21 protein-coding genes are annotated in these 26,692 nt (G+C 72.7%); 15 read left to right on the top strand and 6 right to left on the bottom strand.

Going from position 1 to position 26,692, the window contains the following annotated elements:
* Positions 1 to 49 precede the first annotated feature (49 nt).
* Together lysA and ACIBQ8_RS29030 are read left to right on the top strand one after the other, a co-directional pair.
* Positions 50 to 1,390, top strand: coding sequence for a diaminopimelate decarboxylase (lysA, locus tag ACIBQ8_RS29025; RefSeq protein WP_397193558.1), 1,341 nt, complete (start codon positions 50 to 52; stop codon positions 1,388 to 1,390).
* Positions 1,387 to 2,676 carry a homoserine dehydrogenase gene (locus ACIBQ8_RS29030; RefSeq protein ID WP_352320372.1) on the top strand — a complete coding sequence of 430 codons (1,290 nt, stop codon included), beginning with the start codon at positions 1,387 to 1,389 and terminating at the stop codon, positions 2,674 to 2,676. Before lysA ends, ACIBQ8_RS29030 begins: the two co-directional genes overlap by 4 nt.
* A 16-nt stretch (positions 2,677 to 2,692) precedes the next feature.
* On the opposite strand, the gene ACIBQ8_RS29035 is transcribed toward ACIBQ8_RS29030, so the two are convergent.
* The 4 genes from ACIBQ8_RS29035 to ACIBQ8_RS29050 are packed head-to-tail and all read right to left on the bottom strand — an operon-like array spanning position 2,693 to position 8,422.
* Positions 2,693 to 4,381 carry a glycosyltransferase gene (locus tag ACIBQ8_RS29035; RefSeq protein ID WP_397169706.1) on the bottom strand — a complete coding sequence of 563 codons (1,689 nt, stop codon included), beginning with the start codon at positions 4,379 to 4,381 and terminating at the stop codon, positions 2,693 to 2,695.
* Entirely contained in the window at positions 4,378 to 6,468 is a 2,091-nt protein-coding gene (locus tag ACIBQ8_RS29040; RefSeq protein WP_397193448.1) for a glycosyltransferase, read from the bottom strand. Before ACIBQ8_RS29040 ends, ACIBQ8_RS29035 begins: the two co-directional genes overlap by 4 nt.
* A complete protein-coding gene (locus ACIBQ8_RS29045) occupies positions 6,465 to 7,988 on the bottom strand; it encodes a glycosyltransferase (RefSeq protein WP_397193449.1) in 1,524 nt (507 codons plus the stop codon). Before ACIBQ8_RS29045 ends, ACIBQ8_RS29040 begins: the two co-directional genes overlap by 4 nt.
* The gene (locus ACIBQ8_RS29050; RefSeq protein ID WP_397169702.1) at positions 7,985 to 8,422 is read right to left on the bottom strand and encodes a hypothetical protein; all 438 of its coding nucleotides are present in this window, start codon (positions 8,420 to 8,422) and stop codon (positions 7,985 to 7,987) included. Before ACIBQ8_RS29050 ends, ACIBQ8_RS29045 begins: the two co-directional genes overlap by 4 nt.
* Positions 8,423 to 8,657: 235 nt before the next feature.
* Here ACIBQ8_RS29050 and ACIBQ8_RS29055 point away from each other — a divergent pair, with 235 nt between their 5' ends.
* Positions 8,658 to 9,728 (top strand): glycosyltransferase, encoded by a 1,071-nt coding sequence (locus ACIBQ8_RS29055; RefSeq protein ID WP_397169700.1) that lies wholly within the window; start codon positions 8,658 to 8,660, stop codon positions 9,726 to 9,728.
* Entirely contained in the window at positions 9,725 to 11,383 is a 1,659-nt protein-coding gene (locus ACIBQ8_RS29060; RefSeq protein WP_397193450.1) for a glycosyltransferase, read from the top strand. Before ACIBQ8_RS29055 ends, ACIBQ8_RS29060 begins: the two co-directional genes overlap by 4 nt.
* 21 nt (positions 11,384 to 11,404) lie before the next feature.
* On the opposite strand, the gene ACIBQ8_RS29065 is transcribed toward ACIBQ8_RS29060, so the two are convergent.
* On the bottom strand, positions 11,405 to 12,793 hold the full coding sequence (locus ACIBQ8_RS29065; protein WP_397193451.1) for a glycosyltransferase: 1,389 nt from the start codon (positions 12,791 to 12,793) through the stop codon (positions 11,405 to 11,407).
* A 236-nt stretch (positions 12,794 to 13,029) separates the two neighbouring features.
* On the opposite strand from ACIBQ8_RS29065, the gene thrC reads away from it, so the two are divergent.
* From thrC to ACIBQ8_RS29090, 5 genes are all read left to right on the top strand, one after another.
* The gene (gene thrC, locus ACIBQ8_RS29070; RefSeq protein ID WP_397169695.1) at positions 13,030 to 14,088 is read left to right on the top strand and encodes a threonine synthase; all 1,059 of its coding nucleotides are present in this window, start codon (positions 13,030 to 13,032) and stop codon (positions 14,086 to 14,088) included.
* 47 nt (positions 14,089 to 14,135) lie between these two features.
* Entirely contained in the window at positions 14,136 to 15,041 is a 906-nt protein-coding gene (thrB, locus tag ACIBQ8_RS29075) for a homoserine kinase (protein WP_397193452.1), read from the top strand.
* Between the two features lie 454 nt (positions 15,042 to 15,495).
* On the top strand, positions 15,496 to 17,511 hold the full coding sequence (gene rho / locus ACIBQ8_RS29080; RefSeq protein ID WP_397193453.1) for a transcription termination factor Rho: 2,016 nt from the start codon (positions 15,496 to 15,498) through the stop codon (positions 17,509 to 17,511).
* Between the two features lie 151 nt (positions 17,512 to 17,662).
* On the top strand, positions 17,663 to 18,928 hold the full coding sequence (locus tag ACIBQ8_RS29085) for a sensor histidine kinase (RefSeq protein ID WP_397193454.1): 1,266 nt from the start codon (positions 17,663 to 17,665) through the stop codon (positions 18,926 to 18,928).
* A 10-nt stretch (positions 18,929 to 18,938) separates the two neighbouring features.
* Positions 18,939 to 19,574: a response regulator gene (locus tag ACIBQ8_RS29090; protein ID WP_397169689.1), complete on the top strand. Its 636-nt coding sequence runs from the start codon at positions 18,939 to 18,941 to the stop codon at positions 19,572 to 19,574.
* Positions 19,575 to 19,614: 40 nt separating this feature from the next.
* On the opposite strand, the gene ACIBQ8_RS29095 is transcribed toward ACIBQ8_RS29090, so the two are convergent.
* Entirely contained in the window at positions 19,615 to 20,694 is a 1,080-nt protein-coding gene (locus ACIBQ8_RS29095; RefSeq protein ID WP_397169687.1) for a hypothetical protein, read from the bottom strand.
* A 220-nt stretch (positions 20,695 to 20,914) separates the two neighbouring features.
* On the opposite strand from ACIBQ8_RS29095, the gene rpmE reads away from it, so the two are divergent.
* The 6 genes from rpmE to ACIBQ8_RS29125 all read left to right on the top strand — a co-directional run bounded on the left by rpmE (position 20,915) and on the right by ACIBQ8_RS29125 (position 26,567).
* Positions 20,915 to 21,133, top strand: a complete 219-nt coding sequence (rpmE, locus tag ACIBQ8_RS29100) for a 50S ribosomal protein L31 (RefSeq protein WP_352320396.1) — start codon at positions 20,915 to 20,917, stop codon at positions 21,131 to 21,133.
* Positions 21,134 to 21,218: 85 nt separating this feature from the next.
* Positions 21,219 to 22,271, top strand: a complete 1,053-nt coding sequence (prfA, locus tag ACIBQ8_RS29105; RefSeq protein ID WP_397169685.1) for a peptide chain release factor 1 — start codon at positions 21,219 to 21,221, stop codon at positions 22,269 to 22,271.
* Positions 22,268 to 23,122 carry a peptide chain release factor N(5)-glutamine methyltransferase gene (gene prmC / locus ACIBQ8_RS29110; RefSeq protein WP_352320399.1) on the top strand — a complete coding sequence of 285 codons (855 nt, stop codon included), beginning with the start codon at positions 22,268 to 22,270 and terminating at the stop codon, positions 23,120 to 23,122. The genes prfA and prmC overlap by 4 nt, the downstream gene beginning before the upstream one ends.
* A gap of 1 nt (position 23,123) precedes the next feature.
* Positions 23,124 to 23,780, top strand: a complete 657-nt coding sequence (locus ACIBQ8_RS29115) for an L-threonylcarbamoyladenylate synthase (protein ID WP_357971048.1) — start codon at positions 23,124 to 23,126, stop codon at positions 23,778 to 23,780.
* Between the two features lie 88 nt (positions 23,781 to 23,868).
* Entirely contained in the window at positions 23,869 to 26,193 is a 2,325-nt protein-coding gene (locus ACIBQ8_RS29120; protein ID WP_397193455.1) for a hypothetical protein, read from the top strand.
* Positions 26,193 to 26,567 carry a hypothetical protein gene (locus tag ACIBQ8_RS29125; protein WP_352349993.1) on the top strand — a complete coding sequence of 125 codons (375 nt, stop codon included), beginning with the start codon at positions 26,193 to 26,195 and terminating at the stop codon, positions 26,565 to 26,567. The genes ACIBQ8_RS29120 and ACIBQ8_RS29125 overlap by 1 nt, the downstream gene beginning before the upstream one ends.
* Positions 26,568 to 26,692: the final 125 nt, after the last annotated feature.

Genomic DNA, 26,692 nt, shown 5'->3' on the forward strand with positions numbered 1-26,692 from the left:
CCTCGATCGGGTGAGCTTCGTCCATCCAGCCGGGGACCGGCACGCCGAGATGCTGCCCCACGAGCGCCCCCCGATGGCGCCCGCCGACCTCAACCGGATCGACCCCGCGATCTGGCCCCGAACGTCGACCCGGACCGACGGCACGCTCACGGTCGGCGGCGTCGACGTGCGCGACCTGGCCCGCGACTTCGGCACGCCGCTCTACGTCCTCGACGAGGCCGACGTGCGCTCACGCATGCGCGACTACGCCACGGCCTTCCAGGGCTCCGAGGTCCACTACGCGGGCAAGGCGTTCCTGTGCAAGGAGATCGTGCGCTGGCTGGCCGACGAGGGCCTCGGGCTCGACGTCGCCAGCGGCGGCGAGCTGGCGGTGGCGCTCAGCGTCGGCTTCCCGCCCGAGCGCATCACCCTCCACGGCAACAACAAGTCCAAGGCCGAGCTGACCCGCGCCCTGGAGTGCGGCGTCGGGCACATCGTGGTCGACTCCTACGAGGAGATCGCCCGCCTGGGCTACCTCGCCGAGCAGCTCGGCAAGCGGCCCAAGGTGATGATCCGGGTGACCACCGGGGTCGAGGCCCACACCCACGAGTTCATCGCCACGGCCCACGACGACCAGAAGTTCGGCCTGTCGCTCAACACCGGCGCCGCCGCCGAGGCCGTGCGCCGCATCCTCGCGCTGCCGCAGCTCGACCTGGTCGGCCTCCACTCCCACATCGGGTCGCAGATCGTCGACACCGCCGGGTTCGAGGTGGCCGCGCGGCGGCTGGCCACGCTGCTGGTGCAGATCAAGGACGAGCACGACGTCGTCCTGCCCGAGCTCGACCTCGGCGGCGGCTACGGCATCGCCTACGTCGAGGGCGACGCGGCCCCCGACATCAAGGAGCTGGCCGACGGCCTGCGCGAGATCGTCACCAAGGTCTGCGCCGACGCCGGCCTGCCGGTGCCGCGCCTGACCGTCGAGCCGGGCCGCACCATCGTCGGTCCGGGCGGCATCACCCTCTACGAGGTCGGCACGGTCAAAGACGTCGAGGGCCTGCGCACGTACGTCAGCGTCGACGGCGGCATGAGCGACAACGTGCGCACCGCCCTCTACGGCGCCGAGTACACCGCCACCCTCGCCAGCCGGTCCAGCGACGCCGCGCCCATGCTCAGCCGCCTGGTCGGCAAGCACTGCGAGAGCGGCGACATCCTCGTGCGCGACTTCCACCTGCCGGCCGACCTGGCGCCCGGCGACCTGGTCGCGGTGGCCGCGACCGGCGCCTACTGCCGTTCGCTGGCCAGCAACTACAACTACCTGCCCAGGCCCGCCGTGGTCGCCGTCGCCGACGGCGCGGCCCGGGTGATCGTGGCGGGCGAGACCGAGGACGACCTGTTGAGGGGGCAGCTGTGAAACCGCTGAAAGTGGCTCTGCTGGGCTGCGGCGTCGTCGGCTCGCAGGTCATCAGGCTCCTGCACGAGCAGGCCGACGACCTGGCCGCGCGCATCGGCGCCCCGCTGGAGCTGGCCGGCGTGGCCGTGCGCAGGCTCGGGCGCAAGCGCGACATCGAGGTCGACCCGGCGCTGCTGACCACCGACGCCGAGTCCCTGGTCACCCGCGACGACATCGACATCGTCGTCGAGGTGATCGGCGGCATCGAGCCGGCCCGCACGCTCATCGTGGCCGCCCTCGAACGCGGCAAGTCGGTCGTCACCGCCAACAAGGCCCTGCTGGCCGAGGACGGCTCGGCCCTGCACGAGGCGGCCCGCCGGGGCGGCGGCGACCTCTACTTCGAGGCCAGCGTCGCCGGCGCGATCCCGCTGCTGCGCCCGCTGCGCGAGTCGCTGGCCGGCGACCACGTCAAGCGCGTGCTCGGCATCGTCAACGGCACCACCAACTACATCCTCGACAAGATGGACAGCACGGGCGCGTCCTTCACCGACGCCCTGGAGGAGGCCCAGACGCTCGGCTACGCCGAGGCCGACCCGACGGCCGACGTCGAGGGCTTCGACGCCGCCGCCAAGGCCGCCATCCTGGCCGGTCTGGCCTTCCACAGCCGCGTCACCGCCGACAAGGTGCACCGCGAGGGCATCACCGAGATCACCGCGACCGACGTCGCCTCCGCCAAGGCCATGGGCTACGTCATCAAGCTGCTGGCCATCTGCCAGCGCTCCGACGACGGCCGTTCGTTCGGCGTGCGGGTGCACCCGGCGATGATCCCGCGCACCCACCCGCTGGCGGGGGTGCGCGAGGCGTACAACGCGGTCTTCGTGGAGGCCGAGTCGGCCGGGCAGCTCATGTTCTACGGCAAGGGCGCCGGCGGCGCGCCGACGGCCTCGGCCGTGCTCGGCGACCTCGTGGCGGTCGGCCGCAACCGGCTGGCCGGCACCCACGGGCCCGAGGAGTCCACCTACGCCGACCTGGCCGTCCACCCGATGGGCGACACGGTCACGCGCTGCCACGTGGCGCTCGACGTGGCCGACAAGCCGGGCGTGCTGGCGCGGGTGGCCGACCTGTTCGCCAAGCACGACGTGTCCATCCAGACCGTCCGCCAGGAGGGGCACGGCGACGACGCGCAGCTCGTCATCGTCAGCCACCGCGCCACCGACGCGGCCCTCACGGCGACCATGGAGGGGCTGCGCGAGCTCGACATCGTCCGCGCGGTCGCCGGCGTGATGCGCGTGGAGGGCGACGACTGACGCCCGCCCCGCCCGGTCAGTGGGCGGGGAAGGCCAGGTCGCGGACGCGGCGCACGGCCCGTTTCAGGACCGTGCGGTCCTGCTGGCGGGCCAGGCGCACCGCCTCGCGCCGCCAGCTCTCGGCCTTCTCCCGCCAGCGGGAGGCGTCCCTGCCGTTCTTGGCGGCCTCCCGGCGGAGCTGGGCGATCTCGGCGCGCAGGGCGGCGACGCGCCTGCGGTGGAGGGTCAGGTCCTTCTCGTGGCGGGCGGCGAGCAGGGCGAGCTCCGCGACCGGCGGCCGGCGCGGCGGGTAGACGTCCGGGCGGCGCCGGAGGCCCCATGAGGCGCCGTCCGCCCATTCCAGGCCGTACAGGGCGTCGATCAGGTCGTCCGGATGGTCGCCGGGGGTGGCGACCAGGGCGGCCCTGGACAGGGCGGCCGTACGGTCGAGACGGGCGGCGACCACGCCCTGCGGGGTCTCGTCCAGGGCCAGGCACAGGCTGCCGAGGTCGTGCTCGTCCAGGTGGGCGATCAGGCGTTCGAGCGTGCCGGGGGAGAGGGTCCAGCCGGGCGGCACGGTCAGCCGGAAGGGGGCCGTCGTGCCCGCGGGCGGCCCCTGAGGCGGTTCGGCGGCCAGCCGGACCCGCGGGTCGTGCTCGAAGGTGGCCTGGAGCAGGCGCAGGTCCAGGTCGGGGTCGCGCAGGGGCGAGCGGCGTCCGGTGGGCAGCGCGGCCCACGGGCCGGTGAGGGTGAGGCGCACGTCGGGGATGGAGGAGGCGAGCAGGGCGTCCGCGGTGGCGCGGGTGTCCTCGTAGCCGCCCGCCGTCACCACCGCCTCCACGTACGGCACCAGCCACTGCCGCCCCGGATCCGTGCGCAGGTACCGCCGGTAGGGAACCCGGTCGGCCACGTAGGGGTCGTTGTACCGCTTCAGCGCGGCGACGTCGCGCATCGCGGTCGGCAGGCCGACGTGCCAGGCCCGCGCCTGCGGCTCGGGGACGAACACCGCCCCCGCCTGGACGAGCCGGTACCCCAGCTCGGTGTCCTCGGCCAGCACCAGCGAGGTGTCCAGGCCGCCGATCGAGCGCAGCAGCGCCGCCGGGTACGACGCCGTCGCCCCCACGTGCACGCGGGCCGCCGTCGCGCCGGACGCCGTACGCAGGCCGTCGTGGTCGTGGATGATCCGCTCGGCCCAGTCGTGCCGGTGCGGTGACAGGGGGAACAGGTCGTCCTCGGCGCCCGCGTCCAGGGCCCGGACGACCTGCTCCGGCGTGGGCGGCTCGCCGCCCGAGGTGAAGTCGATCCAGCCGAGCACCACCACGTACGGGGCCAGGTGGTGCCACCGGAGCTGGGCCTCGACGTGCCGCCGGTGCGGGACCATGTCGGCGTCCAGCACGAGGACGACGTCGCCGGCGGCGGCGTCCAGGCCCGCCTGCACGGCCCAGGCGCGCCCCCAGCCGCCCGGCGGGCTGGAGATCAGCTTGGTGCCGCCCGGGACGAGCTCGGGCAGGCGGATGGGGGTGGCGCTGCCGTCGTCCACCACGATCACGTCGAGCAGGTGCGCCGGGTAGCTCTGCGCGGACAGGGCGGCGAGCGTCAGGTCCAGGGTCTCCTGGCGGTCGTGCGCCGGGATGACGACCGTGACGGCGAGCTCCGGCTCCCAGGCCCCCAGCTCGGGCGGGTCGAGGACGCCGAAGTCGTTGCCGCGGATGCGCGGGACGGTCATGGGCGGCTGCTCCCCTCCAGCTCCATCAGGGCGTTCGGGCGGAACCCGCGCCACTGGCGCCGGTTGCGGCGCAGGAACGTGCCGATCGGCTCCTGCCAGGTGTGGGCGGAGGCCGGGCCGCGGCGCAGGATGTAGCCCAGGCCGTGGGTGCGGTAGATCTGGCCGCCCGCCGCCTGGAGGGCCTCCTGGAACTGGGTGTCCACCGAGCGGCGCAGCGGCCGGAAGCCGCCCACGGCCTGGAACGCCGAACGCTCCACCAGGATCGTGCCGCCCGCCACGAAGCTGGTGATCTGCTCGGTGACCTGGCTGCGGTGCACGGTGACGTCGATCGAGGCCAGGTAGACGAACTCGGGCACCGTGCCGACCACCTGCGCCCCCGAGTAGGCGTGGGCGAGCAGCAGGTCGGCCAGGAAGTCGGGGCCGTACCAGTCGTCGTCGTCCATCTTGAGCAGGAACGAGCCGGAGGCCCTGGCGGCGGCCTCGTTCAGCACCTCGCCGAAGACGGCGGCGGGGTCGGCCTCGTACACGGTCAGCGGGCCGCCGAAGGCGGCCAGGGCGGCGGCGACGTCGGGGTGCTCCCGAGGGACGCCGTGCAGCGCGAGCACCACTTCGAGCTGGGCGTCGCGCTGGCGGGCGATCTGCCGCAGGGCGAACGGCACCATGTCGGCGCGCCGGGTGGCCAGCAGGACGGAGGTGAGCGGGGGAGCGGGGGCGGGCGCGCCGAGCTGCTCCCACCGCGCCGCCACGCCATGGGTGCGCAGGGCGGCCCGGCGCAGCCGGATGCTGTGCTCCTCGCGCCGCAGCTCGTCGGACAGGTCGGGGGCGGCGGGCAGCAGCGCGACCAGCTCGTCCCCGAGAGCGCCCGCCCAGCGCGGCACGGCTCCGGTGACCAGCGGCACCCCGGCGGCGGCCAGACCGGCCAGCACCCGCACGGCCGCCAGCGGGCCGCTGTGCGGGTGCTGCCAGCTCACCTCGACGCCGCGGATCTGCCGGAGCCTGGCCACGTCGGCGTCGGTGACGCCGCCCGACTCGGCGAACGTCGTCACGACCTTGCCGTCGAGCAAGACCGACCAGCGGCCGTCGCGCTCGGCCAGCGCGGCCATGCCCCGGGACGGGGTGGTCACGAAACCCTGGGGGTTCACCAGGCGCTCGTCCACCGGCGGGACCATCGACGGCTCGCCGAGCACGTCGGGATCGGCCAGCGGCGACCCCGCCCCGCCGGGACGCCCGATGCTCTCCCAGCTCGCGGCGACGATCGTGGGCCGCTCGACGGGCGCCTGATCCCCGGCCCAGCCGATCCCGCCGTGCCCGCCCGCCCAGCCGTTCCCGCCCGGCTCGCCGGACCCGCCCGGCGTCAGGGCCGGGGACGCGTCCTGGGCGCGGCCGTCGCCCGGCGGGCGCAGGGCGTCGCCGGACAGGCCGCGCAGGGCGACGTCGCCCAGCGTGCGGAGCACGACGTCGCTGCCCGGGGCGCCGACGCGTTCGGGGACCGGGCCGCTCACCTCGGCGGGCGTGGCGTTCGGGTCGCCGGGACGCCAGTCGGCCGAGCCGATCCCGGCGATGCCGGCGGCGGGCGCGGCGATCACGTCCAGGCGGTGACCGGCGAAGGCGCGGGCGGTGGCGGTGACCGTGCGGCCGGCGGGCGTCGCGGCCGAGAAGCGGGCGTCCACCACCCACACCCGGCTCCTGGGCTGGTAGACCCGCAGGTCCGTCAGCGACCGCCAGCGGTGCGCGGGGGTGGGCGTGGGCACGGGCGCCGGGTGCGAGGCGGGGGTGTCGAGCACGCACACCACCACCCGCCCGGCCAGCGGGAGCAGCTTGTGCAGGGTCGCCACCCTGCGCAGGTCGGCGGGCGTCCTGGCGAGCACGAGGACGTGGTCGGCCGACTCCGGCTCGGCGGGCGGCTCCAGCAGGTCCCGGTCCAGGTCCACGGCTGCGGCGGGCAGCCCGGCGCGGCCCTCGCCGCCCTCGCTGTGACCTGGGAACGTATGGCTCTCGATGCCGGCCAGGAACACCCGGGCGTCCGGCAGGTCGGCCAGCAGCGCGGTGACCGTCCGCCGCTCGGGTGACGGTTGACCGGCGCTCATCCGGCGCTCCGCAGGTGCCGGATCAGGGAGCTCAGCGGCCCGGGGGCGGGGTCCTCCGCTTCCTGCGTGCGGGACAGGCGCTCGACCTCGGCGGAGAGCCGGTCGACCTGGGCCCGCAGCTCCTCGGTCTCCGCCAGCCGCCGGGCCGCCAGGGCGCGCCACTTGGCCGGGTCGCCGCCCAGCGGCGGAGGCTCCGCGGCGGTGCCGAAGCCGTGCTCGCCGCCCTCGACCCACAGCACGCCGAACAGCTCGTCCACCAGGTCGTCCACCAGATCGTCGGCCGGGTTGTCGTCGGCCGGGCCGCAGAAGCGGGCGGCGCGGGCGAAGGCGGCCGTGCGCTCCAATCGGGCGGCCACCACCCCGTCCGCGTCCTCGGCCAGCGCGACGCAGAGCAGGCCGAGCAGGTCCTCGTCGGCCAGCCGCACCAGCCGGGCGAGGGTGTCGGCCCCGAGGACCCATCCGGCGGGCAGCCGCAGCAGGAACGGGGTGGGGGCGGCGCTGACCGGTTCGCTTTCCGCGAACGTGACGCGCGGCTCGTGGGCGTACAGGTTGTGCAGCAGCCGCAGGTCCAGCAGCGGGTCGTCGAGGCTGGACCGGCGCTCGCCGGTCAGCCGGCCCCAGGGGCCGACGACGGTGACGGCGGCGTCGGGCAGCGTGCCGGCCAGCGCCGCGTCCACGCTCGCCCGGGTCTCCTCGTACGTGGTGGCGCTCACCACGACCCGCACGTACGGCACCCGCCAGTGGCGCCGGGGATGGCCGCGCAGCCAGCGCAGGTCCGGCACGAGATCGCCCAGGTACGACCAGTTGTGCCGGTGGACCTCCTTCTCCCGCAGCATCACCGTGGACGGTCCCACGTGCCACGCCCTGGCCTGCGGATCGGGCACGAACACGGCCCCCGCCTGGGCCAGCCGGTAGCCCAGCTCGGTGTCCTCGGCCATGTTGAGCGAGGCGTCCACGCCGCCCGCCGCGCGCAGCAGCTCGGCGCGCACCGACGTGGAGGCCCCCGTGTGCAGCAGGTACGCGCTCGTCCCCGCGTCCTTGAGCATCCGGGTCGACTCCAGGGTCCTGCGCGTGTACTCCGGCTGCGTGCCCTCCTCGCCCGGGGCCGTCACGAACCGGATGTCGCCGATCACCACCACGTGGTCGAGCAGGTGGTGCCAGCGCATGTGCGCCTCAAGGTGGTCGGGGGCCAGGATCATGTCGGAGTCCAGCCAGTGGATCACGTCGCCGGTGGCGGCCAACTGGCCGGTCTGCCGGGCCGCGCCGCGTCCCCAGCCGTCGGTCACCCGTACGACGCGGGCCCCCGGCAGCTCGACCGGCGGCGTGCTGCCGTCGTCGGCGATCACGATCTCGACGAGCCCGGCCGGGTAGGTCTGCGCGGCCAGCGCGGACGCCGTGCGCTCCAGCGCCTCCTGGCAGTCGTAGGCCGGGATGACCACGGACACGCGCAGCTCGGGCGTCCAGTCCCCGATCGCGGGCGGGCGCAGCACCCCGTAGTCGTTGTGCCGGACGCGCGTCATGCCAGGCCCTTGGCCAGCGCGCGAACCTCCTCGCGCAGCTCCTCGACCTCGCGGGCCCTGGTCATGGCGTGCACGCGGTCCTCGCCGAGCGAGGCCAGGATCGCCCCGATGTCGTCGGCCCGCCGCGCAGCCGACTCCTCGACCGCCTGGACCAGCAGCTCCAGCCGGGATTCGAGGTTCTTGACCGCGGTCGTCGCACGGGCTAGCTCGGCCTCGTGCTTCTTCATGCGCAGGTCGATCCGGTGCGCCTTGCCGTCCACACGGCGGACGACGAGCAGCAGCAGGGCGAGGGCGGCCAGCGTGACCGCGAACGCGGCGACGGCCGCCGCCGCGCCGAGGGTGAGCAGGCCGGCCAGGACGAGGAGGGCGAGCACCCCGGCGGCCACGACTGCGAGAAGTGCGGCGGCCGCTGCCAGTCGGCGGGGCGAGAGCATCCGCGCAAACCTTTCATAGTCACGACTAGTCGGGCATAGGAGGATGGGCGGGATATTTGCCACCCTAATAAACCCTGACCACTACCGTGCCATAAGTTCCTGGAGGAAAACTGGGAACCCGGCCTCGGGTCTCATGCCGGCTGCCACCCGAAAGCTGCCTGTCTGTCTACTGACGTGTAAAAACGGGCGTAAGGTAGGCGCCGATCCAGTCCCGTCCGGTCGAGGAGCATCGTCCATGTCCGTCACCCCCTGCGGCTTCACGCGTACGCCGGGCAAGGGGTTCGCCCGGCTGCACTGGGCGGACGGATGGCAGGTGGACGGCGGTCCGCCCGACGTGCCCGCGCTGCGTTCCCGGCGCGGACTGGAGATCGACTGGCCCGCCGCGCCGGTGCCGCTCGACGGCCTGACGGAGCTGGCCGGCGCCGGGATCCCGCTGACCGCCCAGGACGCCCCCGCGTGGGTGCCGGGCGAACTGGCCGCGCTGCTCACCGACCGCGACTGGCTCGCCGAGCCCGCCGACGGCACCGCGCGCTCCCTGGCCGACCTGCGGCGGGAGGAGCACAGCGTACGGCTGCGGCGCCTGGTCCACCGGCCCGCCCGCGCGACGGTCAGCATCGTCATGTCGACCAAGCGGCCCGCCCTGGTCGGCGCGGCGCTGGCGCAGATGGAGCGGCAGCGGGGCGTCGAGGCCGAGGTCCTGCTCGGGCTGCACGGGGTGGCCTTCGAGCAGGTGCGCGCGGCCGTCGAGGCGTGCTCGCTGCCCGTACGGTGGGTCGAGGCGGACCGGACGGTGCCGTTCGGCGAGGTGCTGAACCGGGCCGCCGCCCTGGCCTCGGGCGACTACCTCGCCAAGTGGGACGACGACGACTGGTACGGCCCCGGCCACCTGTCCGACCTCCTCATGGCCCGCTCGTACGCGGGGGCCGACGTGGTGGGCACGACGGCCGAGTTCTTCTACCTGGAGCCGCTGCGCGCCACGATCCGGCGGACGACGTTCGCGAGCGGAGCGGCGTACCCTAGCGAGGTTTGGGCGGATCACGTAGCCGGAGGCACCATTTTGCTCCAAAGCGCGAAATTTCGGGAAATTGGAGGATTTCCCGCTCTCCCGCGTGCGGTCGATCTGGAGTTCCTGAAAGCCGCCCAAAAGATCGGCGCGCGCACCTATCGCACGCACGGCCTCGGCTACGTCCTGCGCAGGGGGCTGACCGAGGAGCACACCTGGCAGCTCCCCCTGGCCCATTTCGTCAGAATCGCCACGAACCAATGGCACGGCTTCCGGCCGAGCCTGCTGATGGAAGCCGCATGAACTACGGCCAGACGCCGCCGGTGCGCGGCAACGACTACCGCGTGCTGCGGCCCGGCGAGGACCTCACCCCGTCGCTCACGGTCAGCGTGATCATCCCGGCCTTCGGCGGCCAGGACAAGCTGGACCTGGTGCTGGCCGCCCTCGCCCGCCAGACCTACCCGGCCGCGCTCACCGAGGTCATCGTCGTGGACAACGGCAGCGTCCCGCCCCTGCGGCTGCCCGACGTCCGTCCCGAGGGCGCCCGCCTGATCGTCTGCGACCGGCCCGGACGCGCCAACGCCCGCAACGCCGGGCTGGCCGAGGCCACCGGCGACGTGATCCACTGGCTGGACTCCGACGTCGTCCTCACCCCGGGCGCGATCGAGGCCCACATGCGCTGGCACCACACGGCCCCCTACCTGGTCGTGACCGGCTACATCAGGTTCACCGGCGCCGAGCTGCCCGCCGAGCTGCCCGCCGACCTGGAGGAGCACTTCGAGCCCGCCGAGCCGCACGCCTGGATCGTCGACCTCGTCGAACGCACCGACGGCCTCACCGCCAACCCCCAGCGGCCCTTCAGCCTGCACGTCGGCGGCGCGACCTCGGTCGGGGCCCGCCTGATCGAGGCCGCCGGCCCCATGGACGACGAGCTGATCCTCGGCCAGGACACCGAGATGGGCTACCGGCTGGGCCAGGCGGGCGCGGTGTTCGTGCCCGAGCCGCGCGCCCGCGCCTACCATCTCGGCCCGACCATGCGCATGCGCGACAAGGAGGCCATCGACCGGGTGAGCCACGCGTTCGTGGCCGACCGCATCCCGGCGTACCGGTGGTTGCGCTCGCATCCGTCCCGGCAGTGGAAGGTCCCGTACGTCACCGCCGTCGTGGACGGCACGGCCGGCTACGACAGCGTGCGCGCGACCGTGGACGCCCTGCTCGCCGGGACCGTTCCCGACCTGTCGGTGCTCCTGCTCGGCCCCTGGGACGAGGTGGGCCGCGAACGCCGCTCCCCGCTCAAGGACCCCGGCCTCGACCTGGCCCTGGTCCACGGGCACTACCTGCACGAAGGGCGGGTGCGCCTGGCCGCGGCCGAGGAACTGGACCCGGCCACGCCCTTCGTGCTGCGCCTGCCGCCCGGCTGGATCCCCGGCGAGGACACCCTCGCCCGCCTGCTCGACCTGGCCCGGGACGAGGGCCTGGGACTGGTCGCCGTGCTGCTGCGGGAGTCGTCGCAGGGCGTCGTGGCGGCCCGCCTGGAACGCTGCTCGGCCTTCGCCAGGGCCCGCATGGTGGCCGCCGACGGGCCCGATGAGCGCGGTGAGCCCGGCGACCTCGACGACGTGGTGGACGCCGTGTCCGGCGTGTCCTGGGTCGAGGGCGAGACCTACGGGTTCACCACGGAGGCGGCGCCGCTGATCGGGCGGCGAGGGGCGTACCGGGCGCGGCTGGAGGCCCAGGCCGAGACCGAGCGGCTGGCGGCGGAGGCCGACCGCCTGCGCGCCCAGGTCGCCAAGTGGAAGGACGAGGCCACCCGGTGGCGCAGGACGGCCGTCGAGCTGCGGCGCGACGTGAGCACGCTGCGCCGCCAGCTCGCCGCGGCGAACCGCGCCCAGCAGAGCCTGCGCACCCTGCTGTCGGCCACGATGAAACGGGCGCTGGGCCGCCGCCTGCGCGGCTGACCGGCGGCCCGCCGGCGGCGGTCAGTTCGGGCGCAGGGCCGACTTCAGCCGCCTGAACAGGGTGTTCTCGGCGGACTCGGCCGGGACCGCGACCGTCGCGGGGATGGTGACCGGCTCCGGCTGCGGCGGCGCGGGCCAGTAGCGGTCCGGCGGCTCGTGCCGTACGCCGTGCGTGGTGTCGATGACCTCGTCGAGGTCGGCGCCTGGACCGGCGAGCAGCAGCGCCCTGCCCAGCGCCGAGGTGCGTTCGAGCCGGGCCGTGCGCCCGTCGGGCAGGTCGACGACGAGCACCCCCGTCAGGTCCTTCTGCACCGACTCGATCATGCGCTCCAGCGTCGCCCGGTGCAGCGGCACGTCCACCGGCCCCCGGTAGCGGAACGGCGTGGGCGCGGGCGTGGGGGCGGCCTCGTCGATGAGCCGGATGCGTTCGTCGTGCGCGAACAGGTCGCGCATGAGCCGCAGCTCGAAGCACGGGTCCGACAGCACCGCGCGCCGCCCGTCGTCGAGCCGGGACCAGGGGCCCACCAGCGTCAGCACGACGTCCTGGAGCTTGCCGTCCAGGGCCGCCGCCACCGCCCGCCGCACCACCGACTCGGAGGTGTCGGTGACGTCCAGCACGATCTCCACGTACGGCACCAGCCACCGCCGGCCCCGGTCCTTGCGCAGGTCCCGGCGGAGCGGGATCCGGTGCGCCAGGTACGGCTCCACCGCCCGCACGGCCCGCTCCCGGTCGCGGTGCTGCGCCGGCAGCCCGAGGTGCACGGCCTGGGCGGCCCGGTCGGGCACGAACACCACGCCGTGCATGGCCAGCCGGTAGGAGAACTCGGTGTCCTCGCCGCGCACCACGGTCGGGTCGAGCCCGCCCACGGCGTCGAAGACCTCGCGGGGGAGGGCGAAGGTCGGCCCGGTGCACACGTGGTACGGGTTGCGGCTGCCGCGCAGCCCGTCGGTCTTGTCGATCGTCGCCTCGGTCGAGCTCGACACGGCCCCGGCCAGGTCGAACACCTCCTCCAGGCGCTCGGCGCGGAAGACCTCCCGCGCGGTGACCGGCGGCGCCTCGACGAACTTCTTCATCCCGATCGTGACCAGGTAGTCGGTCACGTGATGCCAGCGGGCCAGGGCCTCGATGTGCTCGCGGCAGGCGACCATGTCGGCGTCGAGCCGCTGGATGATCTCCCCGTCGGCGGCCTTGGCGCCGGTGTTGACCGCGTTGGAGATGCCCCAGCCGTCGCGTACCGGGACGATCCTGGTGTTGACCGGCCGGATCTCCGGCAGCCGGACGGGCGGCGCGCTCCCGTCGTCGACGACCAGGACCTCCATGAGATGGTCCGGGTACGTCTGCGCGGCCAGCGCGGCCAGCGTCAGGTCGAGTTTGTCCTGCCCGCCGTGCGCCGGTATCACCACGCTCACGGACAGCTCCGGCGACCAGGCCCCGAGCTCCGGCGGCACTACTGGTGAATAGTCGTTCTGCCTCAAAGCAGGACGCGCGTTCATGGTGACCCCCTGCCGAGACCTTATCGGGAGATGCTGAGAATTTCCTGAATAGTGATGCTGTCCAACCTCCTGTCCACCCAGTGGACTCGGCTCCGCGCCCGCGCCGCGCACCCCGTACACTCGGTGGCCAACACCGCAGGTAGGGAGTCATCATGGGCAGGTCGTGGCGTGGCCTCATCGAGGAGTACCGAGAGCGTCTTCCGGTCACCACGAAGACGCCCGTCGTCACGCTCCTCGAAGGCGGCACCCCGCTCGTCCCGGCGCACCGCGTGTCGGCGCTGACGGGATGCGAGGTCTATCTGAAGGTCGAGGGGGCGAACCCGACCGGCAGCTTCAAGGACCGCGGCATGACCATGGCCATCAGCAAGGCGGTCGAAGAGGGCGCCAAGGCGGTCATCTGCGCCTCCACCGGCAACACCTCGGCCTCCGCGGCGGCCTACGCCGTACGCGCGGGGCTGACCTGCGCCGTGCTGGTGCCGAAGGGCAAGATCGCGATGGGCAAGCTGGCGCAGGCGCTCGTCCACGGGGCCACGCTGCTGCAGGTCGAGGGGTCGTTCGACGACTGCCTGGAGATGACCCGCAAGCTGTCCTCCAGCTACCCGATCGCGCTGGTCAACTCGGTCAACCCGTTCCGGCTGCAGGGCCAGAAGACGGCGGCGTTCGAGATCGTCGACGCGCTCGGCGACGCCCCCGACATCCACTGCATCCCGGTGGGCAACGCGGGCAACATCTCGGCCTACTGGATGGGCTACCAGGAGTACGCCGACGACGGCGTCTCGACGAAGCGCCCGCGCATGTTCGGCTTCCAGGCCAGCGGCGCCGCGCCGATCGTCGAGGGCGCCCCGGTGACCCACCCCCACACGATCGCCACCGCCATCCGCATCGGCAACCCGGCGTCCTGGGGCCTGGCCACCGCGGCCCGCGACGAGTCCGGCGGCGTCATCCAGGCGGTGACCGACCGGCAGATCGCGGCGGCGTACAAGCTGCTGGCCCAGGAGGAGGGCGTGTTCGTGGAGCTGGCCTCGGCGGCGAGCGTCGCGGGGCTGCTCCAGGCGCACTCCCAGGGGCTCGTGGAGGCCGGGCAGCGCATCGTCTGCACCGTCACCGGCAACGGCCTGAAGGACCCCGACTGGGCCATCTCGGGCGCGCCCGCCCCGGTGGTCATCCCGATCGACGTGCACGCCGCGGCCGCGGCGCTCAACCTCGCCTGAGAGGTCTACGGGGAGTCAGTGAACGACGAGGGAACCGTGGTGAACCCATGACGACGGTGCGAATCCGCGTGCCTGCCACGTCGGCCAACCTGGGGCCGGGCTTCGACGCGCTCGGCCTGGCGCTCACCCTCTACGACGACGTGGAGGCCACGCTCACCGCCGAGCCCGGCGTGCGCGTGAGCGTGGAGGGCGAGGGCGCCGGCGAGGTCGACCTCGGCGAGGGGCACCTCGTCGTCCGGGCGATGCGCGAGGCGTACGCCCGCATGGGGGCGCCGCAGCCCGCGGGCATCGTCCTGCGCTGCGTCAACCGCATCCCGCACGCCCGCGGCCTGGGCTCGTCCTCGGCCGCGGTCTGCGCCGGCATCCTGGCCGCCCGCGCGCTGAGCGACGGCGGCCTGTCCGACGACGAGGTCTTCGCGCTGGCCACCGAGATGGAGGGCCACCCGGACAACGTCGCTCCGTGCCTGGTGGGGGGCCTGACGGTGGCCTGGACCGACCATGCGGGAGCACCGCGTATGGTGAAGCTGGCCCCCGACGAGAGGGTCCGTCCGGTCGCCGTCGTTCCTTCGACGCGGCTGGCCACGGAGACCGCTCGGGGGCTGTTGCCGAAGGACGTGCCCCACAAGGACGCCTCCTTCAACGCCGGCAGGGCCGCGTTGCTGATCGCCGCGCTGACCTCGCGGCCGGAACCAGAGCTGCTGCTCGCCGCCACCGAAGACCGTCTCCACCAGCCTTATCGCGCGCCTGCCATGCCGGAGAGCGCGCGTCTGGTAGAACGTCTGCGTGCCGTCGGCGTGCCCGCGGTCGTTTCGGGGGCGGGTCCCACGGTTCTTGCGTTTTCGTCACCGGATACGCAGGATTTGATCGCGCCAGAAGTGGGTAATGACTGGCACATCCAGCAAATGGACGTCGACCCGGTTGGTGCGAACGTTCAGTTCCCCGAGACACGCTGATGCCTCTTTAGACCTTCAGGGAATAGCCGTGTGCGCTGGTGATGTTAGGCTGATAGCCGCACCAGATGCCCCCTTGGTGGGTGCGTGCTTGTCAGCCATACATCGCTGCATCATGCTTCACGTCGCGAGGCGTGAGCAGCGCGGCTGTCTCCCCGGAATCCGTTGCCTCCGGTTGGCCCACACCCGGTTGGCCCAACGTGAGGCGGCGACGACGGGGACCTGCGCGTTCGACGCACATCGACATCTGGTTGGCGACAGCAATCTGGGGGGTGTCAGCCACGCGCCACGGTCCTGTGGCGGCCTGGACGAACCCCTCCCCAAGAGTGGCGGCCGTCCGCGACAGCCGAAGATCGCAACGTGCACCCCGACCCGGTCTGTCCCGCCGGGTCGCAAGCACCTCCGGGACGCCCGGCAGAACAAAACCGGCGCCCGACCCCTGGGAAGGACCTTTTAGTTGAGCGACACCACCGAACTCCTCTCCGACGCACCAGGCGCTCAGCCCGCGTCCGGCGACACCCCCACCCGCGCCGCGGCCAAGCCTCGTGCGCGTCGCTCCGGCACCGGCCTGTCCGCCAAGGTGCTGCCCGAGCTGCAGAAGATGGCCGCTGAGCTCGGCATCAGCGGCACCGGGCGCATGCGGAAGAGCCAGCTCATCGCGGCCATCCAGGAGAAGCAGGGTGGCGCCTCCGGAGACGGCGCTCCGGCGGCAGCCGTGGTTGAGGCGGCGCCCGTCCTGACGGAGGCCGCGCCTCCCGTGGCCGAGCGGCCCACCCGTACGCGCAGGGAACGTTCCCGCACCAAGCCCGCCGACGAGGCTGCGCCGCAGGCCGCCGAGCCGGTGGCCGCGGCCCCCGAGCCCGTGGCCGCGCCGGCCGAGCCGGCCGTCGAGCAGCAGGCCCAGGTCGTGGACGCCGGTCAGGCCGACACGCGGGGCGAGCGCGAGAGCCGTCGCGAGCGGCGCAGCCGCGGCGAGCGCCGTGAGCGTGGCGAGCGCAGCGACCGCGGCGAGCGCGGTGAGCGCAGCGACCGCGGTGAGCGTGGCGACCGTGCCGACCGTGCCGACCGCGGTGAGGGCGGCCGTGCCGAGAGCAGCCGCGGCGACCAGCGCGCCACGGACGCCGGCGGCAGGGGCGACCAGCGCGGCGACCAGCGCAGTGACCAGCGTGGCGACCAGCGTGGCGGTGACCAGCGCGGCGGCGACCAGCGCGGTGACCAGCGTGGCGGCGGCGACGACGACGACCGCGGGCGTGGCCGCAGGGGCCGCTTCAGGGAGCGCAACCGCGGCCGCGGCCGTGACCGCTTCGACAGCACCGAGCCCGTCATCGGCGACGACGACGTGCTCATCCCGATCGCCGGCATCCTCGACATCCTCGACAACTACGCGTTCGTCAGGACCAGCGGCTACCTGCCGGGCAGCAACGACGTCTACGTCTCGCTGGCCCAGATCCGCCGCAACGGCCTGCGCAAGGGCGACGTCATCACCGGCGCGGTGCGCCAGCCGCGCGACGGCGAGCGCCGCGAGAAGTTCAACGCCCTGGTCCGCCTCGACACCGTCAACGGCATGGACCCGGAGCAGGCCCGCAACCGGCCCGACTTCAACAAGCTGACGCCGCTCTACCCGCAGGAGCGCCTGCGCCTGGAGACCGAGCACAACATCCTCACCACGCGGATCATCGACCTCGTGTCGCCGATCGGCAAGGGCCAGCGCGGTCTGATCGTCTCGCCGCCCAAGGCCGGCAAGACGATGGTGCTGCAGGCGATCGCCAACGCGATCACCCGCAACAACCCCGAGTGCCACCTGATGGTCGTCCTCGTGGACGAGCGTCCCGAAGAGGTCACCGACATGCAGCGGTCGGTCAAGGGCGAGGTCATCCACTCGACCTTCGACCGTCCGGCCGAAGACCACACCACGGTCGCCGAGCTGGCCATCGAGCGCGCCAAGCGCCTGGTGGAGCTGGGCCACGACGTGGTCGTCCTGCTCGACTCGATCACGCGACTCGGCCGCGCCTACAACCTGGCGGCCCCGGCCTCCGGTCGTATCCTGTCGGGTGGTGTCGACTCCACGGCGCTCTACCCGCCGAAGCGCTTCTTCGGCGCCGCGCGCAACATCGAGAACGGCGGCTCGCTGACGATCCTCGCCACGGCCCTGGTCGAGACCGGGTCCAAGATGGACGAGGTCATCTTCGAGGAGTTCAAGGGCACCGGCAACATGGAGCTCAAGCTCAACCGCTCCCTGGCCGACAAGCGCATCTTCCCCGCGGTCGACGTCGACGCGTCCGGCACGCGCAAGGAAGAGATCCTCATGGCCAAGGAGGAGCTGCAGATCGTCTGGAAGCTGCGGCGGGTGCTGCACGCCCTGGACATGCAGCAGGCTCTGGAACTTCTCCTGGAGAAGATGAAGGAGACCAAGTCCAACGCCGAGTTCCTGCTGCAGGTGCAGAAGACCACGGTGAGCAACGACCGCGACTAGCGGCCACGCGCCTTGAGGGGCGGCGGGGAGGTTCTCCCGCCGCCCCTTTCGCGTGCTCGGGCAGGTCGCGGGGCGGGGTGGGGTTAACCCCACCCGCGGACCGGACGTCTGCTCCATTCACCCCGTCCGCGCCGCCGGGCAGGCTGGGGGCATGCGATCGGTGAGGCTGAAGGACAGGGTGCGGTTCGGGCCGAAGGGGCCGTTAGGGGTGCTGGTGGACCCGATGACCTGGCGGGCGGCTCCGTACCTGCTGGTCAGCGCGGTGTTCGGGATGGCCTGGTTCGTCGTGGTGGCCCTGGCCACGACGGTGGCGGTGCCGCTGGTGGTGGTCTGGGTGGGGCTGCCGCTGACGATGGCGACCGTGCTGATGTGGCGCGGCGGGGCCATGCTGGAGCGGCGGCTGATGGGGGCGGCGTTCGGGGTGCGGATCGCCGACCCGTACCGCGGCAGGCCCGAGGGCGGGCTGCTGTCGCACCTCACCTGGCTGCTGGGCGACAAGGCCACCTGGCAGGACCTCGGCTACCTCCTCATGCTCCTCCCGCTGGGCCTGGTCGAGTCCGCGCTGTCGCTCGCCCTGTGGACGGCGACGGCGACGCTGCTCCTCGCGCCCCTGGCCCGCGTCCTGTACGTCCTGAGCGACGGCCGCACCGGCCTGATCATCGACGACTGGGCGGGCGCGCTGGTCGCGGGTGCGGCGGGCGTGGCGCTGCTCGTCGTGACGGCCTATCTCGTACGGGGCATGGCCTGGCTGCACGGCACCCTGGCCACAGTGCTGCTCGGCGGCAGCGAGGAGGAGCGGCTGCGGGCCAGCCGGGCCAGGGGGATCGACGCGGCCGAGGCCGAACGCCGCAGGATCGAGCGCGACCTGCACGACGGCGCGCAGCAGCGGCTGCTGTCGGTGGCGGTGGACCTCGGACGGGCGCGGGCCAAGTTCGACACCGAGCCGGAGGAGGCCAGGGCGCTGATCGTGCAGGCGCACGCGGGCACCAAGGCGGCCATCGCCGAGCTGCGCGACCTGGCCCGCGGCATCCACCCGGCCATCCTCACCGACCGCGGGCTCGACGCGGCGCTGTCGGGGCTGGCCGCGCGGGCCCCGGTGCACGTGGACGTCTCCGTCGAACTGACCGAACGGCCGCCGGCCGCGGTGGAGAGCATCGCGTACTTCATCGTCGCCGAGGCCCTGGCCAACCTCGCCAAGCACTCGGGCGCGACGGAGGCGTCGGTGGCGGTGTTCGGGGGCGAGCGCGGCGTGGTCGTGGACGTGTGGGACAACGGCATCGGCGGCGCCGTCGTCACCCCGGACGGCGGGCTGTCGGGCCTGGCCGACCGGGCGGCGACCATCGACGGCGTGCTCGTGCTGCACAGCCCCGCCGGGGGGCCGACGATCGTGCGTGCGGAGCTGCCCTGCGAATGGTAGTCATGTGCACATGCGCGTGGTCATCGCCGAGGATTCCGTACTGTTGCGCGAGGGGCTGGCGCGGCTGCTCGCCGACGGCGGTTTCGAGACCGTCGCGGCGGTCTCCGACGGGCCCGCGCTGGTGGCCGCCGTCCGCGAGCACGAGCCCGACCTGGCGATCGTCGACGTGCGCATGCCGCCCACCCACACCGACGAGGGGCTGAAGGCGGCGCTGCGGGTCCGCGAGGCCAGGCCCGACTTCCCGATCCTGGTCCTGTCCCAGTACGTCGAGGAGCGCTACGCGGGCGAGCTGATCGGCAAGGCCGTCGGCTACCTGCTGAAGGAGCGGGTGGCCGACGTGGCCGAGTTCATGGAGGCGGTGCGCGAGGTGGCGGCGGGCGGCACGGTGATCGATCCGGAGGTCGTCGTGCAACTGCTCAGCCGCAGGCGCAGGGGCGCGCCGCTGGACCTGCTCTCCCCCCGGGAGCGCGAGGTCCTGGCCCTGATGGCCGAGGGCCGCTCCAACACCGCGATCGCCTCCAGGCTGGTCGTCACCGAAGGGGCGGTGGAGAAACACGTGTCCGGCATCTTCGCCAAGCTGGCCCTCGGGCCCGCGCCCGAGGACCATCGGCGGGTTCTCGCCGTCCTGACGTATCTGGGTCGCTGATACGGCCTGCACCCGGGGTTGGGGATGCGGGCCGTACCCGCTACCTCACGTCCACGAACTCCTGCGGCGACAGGGAGGTGCGCGTCTTGCTCGTGCCGGGCACCTTGACCTGGAAGTAGCCGTCCTTCTTGGCCTTGAAGGTCTTGCTGTACTTGCCGGTCGAGGTGGCCTTGGCGTACCCCATGAACTTGTACGTCTTGGTGCCCTTGGCCTTGAAGTACACCTCGACGATCTTGTTCTTGTACGCCTTGGTCCCGCGGTAGACCTTGCCGTAGACCTTGAACGCGCGCCCCTTGGCGACCTTGTTCGGGGCCGAGATCGTCACCCGGGTCTTGGCCTTCTTGGACGCGCCGCCGGTCGGGGCGACGACCGAGAAGGACGCCTCGCCCTTGAGCGTCTGGCCGGCGCGGGTGGCGTACACCTCCAGCGTCCAGGCGCCCTCGGTGGTGTCGTCGGTGAAGTACGTGACGCCGCGGTAGTAGCTGTCCGACTCCTTGGCCAGCTCACCGAGGTCGTAGTACTCGCTGGTGGTGTCGCTGACGAGCTTGGCCGAGACCGTGCCCGCGTCCTTCACCGAAGCCTCGACCGTGACCTTGGTGTCCTTGCCCTTGACGAGCTGGACGGGGTCGGGGGTGACGTTCGCGCCGGAGATGCCCTGCTTGCCGGACACCTTGACGGTGAAGGTGCTCGGGCTGCTCCCGCCGCCCGAACGGGCGACGTTGACGGTGAGCTTCCAGTCGCCCGCCGGGTCGTCCTTGGTGATCGTCCACTTGCCGGTGATCGTCTTGTCGGCGGCCGGCGACGGGGTGGCGGTCGGGGTGGAGGTGGGGGTGGAGGTGCTCGGCGTGAAGTCGAACGAGACCGTCTTGGCCGACTTGCCGGGCGGCTCGATGGACCCGGTCACGCCGGTGACGGTGTCCGGGTTCTTGAGCTTGAGCGTGACGGTGGCGTCGACGTCCTTCTCCAGCGGGACGTACGCGCTCGCCGACGCGTCGCCCGTGAAGTCGTCCGCCAGCGCGTACGCCGAGGCCGACGCGCCGGTGGCCGAGAGACCGGCGCCTCCGAGGAGAACGGCGGCCCCCGTGGCGGCCGCGAGGAGCAGCCGCACCCTTCTCTTCATCAGTTGGATGATCCTTTGGCTAAGTCCCATTTGTGGGAAAAGTGATGGTTTGTGCGAGGGAGCCTAGTGTGGCGCGCGTGGCCGCGTCATGAAGATCGCGGGAATGCCCCATGGCCTGGGCAGGTTGCACGATCTGGCACACTGGTAGCTGACCATTTTGCGGTTCCGGTTCACGCCATGCGTGAAGGCGACCCGGCGGCCGCAGCCCGAAAGGACAGCCATGAAGCCCGACATCCACCCCGATTACCACGTGACGCAGGTCTCCTGCTCCTGCGGCAACACGTTCACCACCCGCAGCACCGCGAAGAACGGCGTCATCCACGCCGACGTGTGCTCGGCCTGCCACCCGTTCTACACGGGCAAGCAGAAGATCCTCGACACCGGCGGCCGGGTGGCTCGCTTCGAGAAGCGCTTCGGCAAGAAGGCCACGGGCAAGTAGCTTCACCGACGCCGACCCGGCCGCACCACGTGCGCCGGGTCGGCGTTGTTGGTGAAACGGCATTCAAACCACTGAAGGACCCACGGTGAACCTCGACGAGTTGCTCAAGGAGTATTCCGAGCTGGAGCTGCAGCTTGCCGACCCCGCCGTGCACGCCGACCAGAACAAGGCCCGCACACTCGGCCGGCGCTACAGCCAGCTCACCCCGATCGTCACCACCTACCGCGAGCTCGACACGGCCCGCGAGGACCTGACGGCGGCCAAGGAACTGGCCGGCGAGGACGAGGGGTTCGCGGCCGAGGCGGCCGAGATCGAGGAGCGCATCCCGCAGCTTGAGGAGAAGCTCAAGCACCTGCTCATCCCGCGCGACCCCAACGATGACAAAGACATCATCATGGAGATCAAGGCGGGCGAGGGCGGCGAGGAGTCCGCGCTGTTCGCCGGCGACCTGCTGCGGATGTACCTGCGCTACGCCGAGCGCCTCGGCTGGAAGACCGAGATCATCGACACCCAGCCCTCCGACCTCGGCGGCTACAAAGACGTCACGGTCGGCATCAAGGCCAAGGGCGACGAGGGCGTGTGGTCCAGGCTCAAGTTCGAGGGCGGCGTCCACCGCGTGCAGCGGGTGCCCGTCACCGAGTCCCAGGGCCGCATCCACACCAGCGCCGCGGGCGTGCTGGTCTACCCGGAGGCGGAGGAGGTCGACGTCCAGATCGACCCCAACGACCTGCGCATCGACGTCTACCGCTCCAGCGGTCCCGGTGGCCAGAGCGTCAACACGACCGACTCGGCCGTGCGCATCACCCACCTGCCCACGGGCGTGGTCGTCTCCTGCCAGAACGAGAAGAGCCAGCTCCAGAACAAGGAGTCGGCGATGCGCATCCTGCGTGCCCGGCTGCTGGCCGTGGCCCAGGAGCAGGCCGACGCCGCGGCGCAGGCCGAGCGCAAGTCGCAGGTGCGCACGGTCGACCGTTCCGAGCGCATCCGCACGTACAACTTTCCCGAGAACCGGATTTCCGACCACCGCGTAGGCTTCAAGGCGTATAACCTCGACCAGGTTCTCGACGGCGAGCTCAACGCCGTCACCCAGGCACTCATCGACGCCGAGATGGCGGAGAAGCTCGCACAACACTCATGACATTTCTGCTGGACGAGATCGCTCTCGCCACCGCCCGGCTCGCCGAGGCAGGTGTGCCTTCGCCGCGCACCGACGCGGAGGAGATCGCGGCGTTCGTCCACGGCGTGCGCAGGAGCGAGCTCCACACGGTCAAGGACTCCGACTTCGACGCGCTGTTCTGGGAGGGCATCGCCCGGCGCGAGGCGCGTGAGCCGCTGCAGCACATCACCGGCCACGCCTACTTCCGCTACCTGGAGCTCGCGGTCGGCCCCGGCGTGTTCGTGCCGCGGCCGGAGACCGAGGTCATGGCCGGGTGGGCGATCGAGACCCTGCGCGCCATGGACGTGACGGCGCCGCTCGTCGTCGACCTCGGCACCGGCTCGGGGGCCATCGCGCTGTCGATCGCCCAGGAGGTCGCGCTCGCCGAGGTGCACGCCGTCGAGGTCGACCCCGCGGCCTACACCTGGGCCAAGCGCAACATCTCCGAGCTGGGCCAGGGGCGTACGCACCTGCACCCGGAAGACCTCGCCGAAGCCCTTCCCGAGCTCAACGGCAAGGTCGACCTGGTGATCTCCAACCCGCCGTACATCCCGCCCGGCGCCATCCCGCGCGACCCCGAGGTCCGCGACTACGACCCCTCAAGGGCCCTGTACGGCTCGGGCGACGACGGCCTCGGCGAGGTGCGCGCGGTCGAACGCACCGCCCGCCGCCTGCTGCGCCCCGGCGGCTGGGTGGCCGTCGAACACGCCGACGAGCAGGGCAGGGCCGTCTATCTGACCTTCCCGGAGGACAACGGCTGGCGCGACGTCCGCCTGCGCCAGGACCTCACCCGAAGGGACCGCTTCGTCACGGCCAGACTCGGCCAGGACTAGGATGCACGCCGTGGGAAGACGCTTTGACTGCTCCGACCTCGACCAGCGCGCCGAGGGCCTGATCGAGGCCGCCACCGCCGTGCGCCGCGGCGAGCTGGTCGTGCTGCCGACCGACACCGTCTACGGCATCGGCGCCGACGCGTTCATGCCGCCGGCCGTCACCGCGCTGCTCGACGCCAAGGGCCGCGGCCGTGACATGCCGCCGCCCGTGCTCGTGGGCACCGTCAGAGCCGCCACAGCGCTCGTGGACGACCTCGGGCCCTACGGGCAGGATCTCATCGACGCCTTCTGGCCCGGGCCGCTCACGCTGGTCTGCAGGGCCAACAGGGCCCTTTCCTGGGACCTGGGCGACACCAAGGGCACGGTCGCCGTCCGCATGCCGCTCCACCCGGTCGCCCTCGACCTGCTCAAGGAGACCGGCCCGATGGCCGTCTCCAGCGCCAACCGCTCCGGCGCCCCCGCGGCGACGACGGCGGAGGAGGCCGAGGAGCAGCTCGGCGACTCGGTCGCGGTCTACCTCGACGGCGGCAAGACCACCGACAACACGCCCTCGACCATCCTCGACCTCACCACCGCGGTGCCCCGGATGCTGCGCCGCGGCGCGATCCCCGTCGAGAAGCTGCGCGGCATCATCGGCTACGTCGCCACCGACGACTGACGTATACCGTCTTTGCATCCCGGCTGCGGCGACGCCACGGCCGCGATTACCGTGAGTCCCGGAACGGCGACACGTCCGGGAGTGGCCCATGGGCAAGTTCGACGGCATGGATCCGCAGCTGGTCCGTGACCTGCTGACCGAGGTCAAGCACGCGTCCTCGGCGCTGCGCACGGCCGAGGACCAGGTCAGGGCGGCGCTGAGCCGTGCCGGGCTGTCCGCGCGGAGCACCCACCGTCCGGTCCAGGTGGCCGACTCCGCCGATCACATGGTCAAGGACGTCAACGCGCGGCTGGCCGTACTGGAGAAGCGCGCCGACGGGAAGCTGGGCGACACGTCGAAGACGGGCGGCGGCGGCACGGCCGACGAGCCCAAGGAGTCGCCGGGCAGCCGCGACGACAAGTACGGCAACCCGCGCGCCGACGTCCCGCCCAAGCACAGCGACCCCGCGCACCCCGCCGACCCGAAGCCCACCCACCCCTCCACCCCGAAGGACCACGACCCCAAGCCCACCGACCCACCCCCGAAAACCCCCGACACCAAGCCCACGGACCCACCCGCCCCGAAACACCCCGACCCCAAGCCGACGGACCCGCCCGCGTCGAAGGACCACGACCCCAAGCCGACGGACCCGCCGACGCCGAAGGAACCCGACGGCAAGACCGGCGACGAAGGCGTCCGGGCCGACCGGGACGGGAAGGCGTGCGACGGCGCCGACAAGGACACCGGGACCAGCGGGAACGACACCAGGACCGACGAACGGACCGGCGACCGCACAGACGGCCGGAACGGCGACGCCTCGGCAGCCGACGACCCCAAGGCTCCCGACCAGGACAGCAGACGCGACCGGGGAGCGGAGGCCGACACCGGCACGACCGACGTCCCCGCGAAGGACCAGCCGGACGACCCGCACAAGCCCCAGGTCGTGGTGGTCGACGGCGTGAAGGTCCTCCAGGTCCCCATCGACCCGCCCACGGCCGAACAACTGGAATCCCTGCTCAAGAACGTCGACAGCGTGCAGCCCGCCGACATGCCGACCGTGCACGCCGACGGCGCCGCGGCGACGGCGGGCGGAGGCGAAGGGCTGTCGGTGCCGACAGGAGAGGGCGGCACCGACCCCTCGACACCCTCCTCAGACACCACCGGCCACCCGTACGGCACGTCGGAAGGCACGGGCGCCCACTACGGCACCGCAGGCGACACGACCTCCCACAACGGCACCCAAGGCGATGCGGCCACCCACTCCGGCACCACCGGAGACACCTACCGCGGCACCACTGGGGACCAAGGCGCCCACCAGGGCATCCCAAGGGACGCGGGCACCGCCCACGACACCCACGCCGACGGCACCTCCTCCACCCCAACCCGCCCTGACGCCACCACAGGCACCCAGCCCATCGGCGACACCGGCCGGGCCGACGGCGCACATGGCCACACGGACACCGGCACAGGCCGCACCGACGGCTCAGGTGGCGGCGCGAACACCGACAACGGCCGCTCCGACGGCGGCACGAACAGCGATAGCGCCCGCTCCGACGACGGCACCAGGGACGCGGGCCGCACTGACGGCACCGCCTGCGCCGACGACAAGGCCACGAACGACAGCCGCACCGACGCGGGCACCGCCCACGGCAGCCGTGATGCCGGCAGCGGCACCCACGGTGGTCGTGCCGATGGTGGTCGCGCCGACGCGGGAACCGGTGGTGGCGCGGCGGACGCTGGTCGTGGTGACGGCGGTGCCGTGAACGGTGGTCGTGACGTCGGTGGTGGGTACGGCGATGGCGGACGTGCCGATGTGGGCGCGGGTAACGGGCGCGCCGATGTGGGCACCGGTGGTGGTGCGGCGGATGCTGGGCGGGCTGATGGCGGGGCGGCAGACGCTGGGCGGACCGGTGCAGACAGTGGTGGGGCGGCGGACGCCGGGCGCGGCGGGGTAGACGCTGGTGGGGCTGGGCGGGGTGATGGCTCTGCTGGGGTGCGGATTCCGCCTACGGCGCCTGGGGGAGGGGCGGCTGTATCGGATGGAGGGGACGTATCGGCTGATGGTGGGGATGCCGGACGGCATGGCGCGACTGCCTATGGCGCTGGGGGGCATGGCGCGGCGGCCTTCGGGGGCGGGGGGCACGGTGCCGGGAGTCATGGTGGGGGTGGGGTGCAGGGCTTGGACGGCGGGGGCGTCGGTGCGAAGTGGGTGAGTGAGGGGGACGGGGTTGTGGCCGTGGACGTGTCCGCGGCCGGACCGGAGGCGATCAGGACGTTGATCGACAACGTCCGCGACATCCAGCCGCTCGACATGCCGTCCGTGGACGTCCCGCCCGGTGAGTACGGCGAACAGGGCGAGTGGGCGCTCCGGGACATCAGGCCGGACGGTCCATCGGGTGAGGTCGATCCAGGGACGTCGGGAAGGAGCGTGTGATGTACGTCGACCCGCCCGCCCCCAGGCCCAGGAGCAGGGACGAGATGCCGCCCGTCACCGCCGCGGGCCCGCTGGACAACCAGCCGCTGGCCTACGAGTTCAACCCCGACTACGAACGTCTCGTCACCGCCTGGAACACCGTCATGCCCATGCTGGAGAAGCTCAGCACGGCCCTGGACAAGGCGTACGCGCTGGCCAAGAGCCCGCAGACCTGGGACGCGCCGGTCGGCGACCGATATGTGCAGGACATCCGGGAATGGCGGTCGAAGCTGGCCCTCTACCGTCACGCCGTGCTCACCGCGATCAGCGACCAGGCCGACGACACCCCGAGGTGGATCCCCAGCCAGACCGGCGCACCGCACGCCTTCCCCTGACCGCCGCCTTCCCCTGCCCTCCCACCCTCCGCCGGCCCCTCGCGGTCCCTGTGCTCCGGTCTCCGCATGTGGAAGCCCTCATGCACGCTGACGGTCACAGACCTCCTCGCGGGTGAACGTCCTCA

It is taken from the genome of Nonomuraea sp. NPDC049646, from assembly GCF_044465525.1.
Classification (GTDB): Bacteria; Actinomycetota; Actinomycetes; order Streptosporangiales; family Streptosporangiaceae; genus Nonomuraea.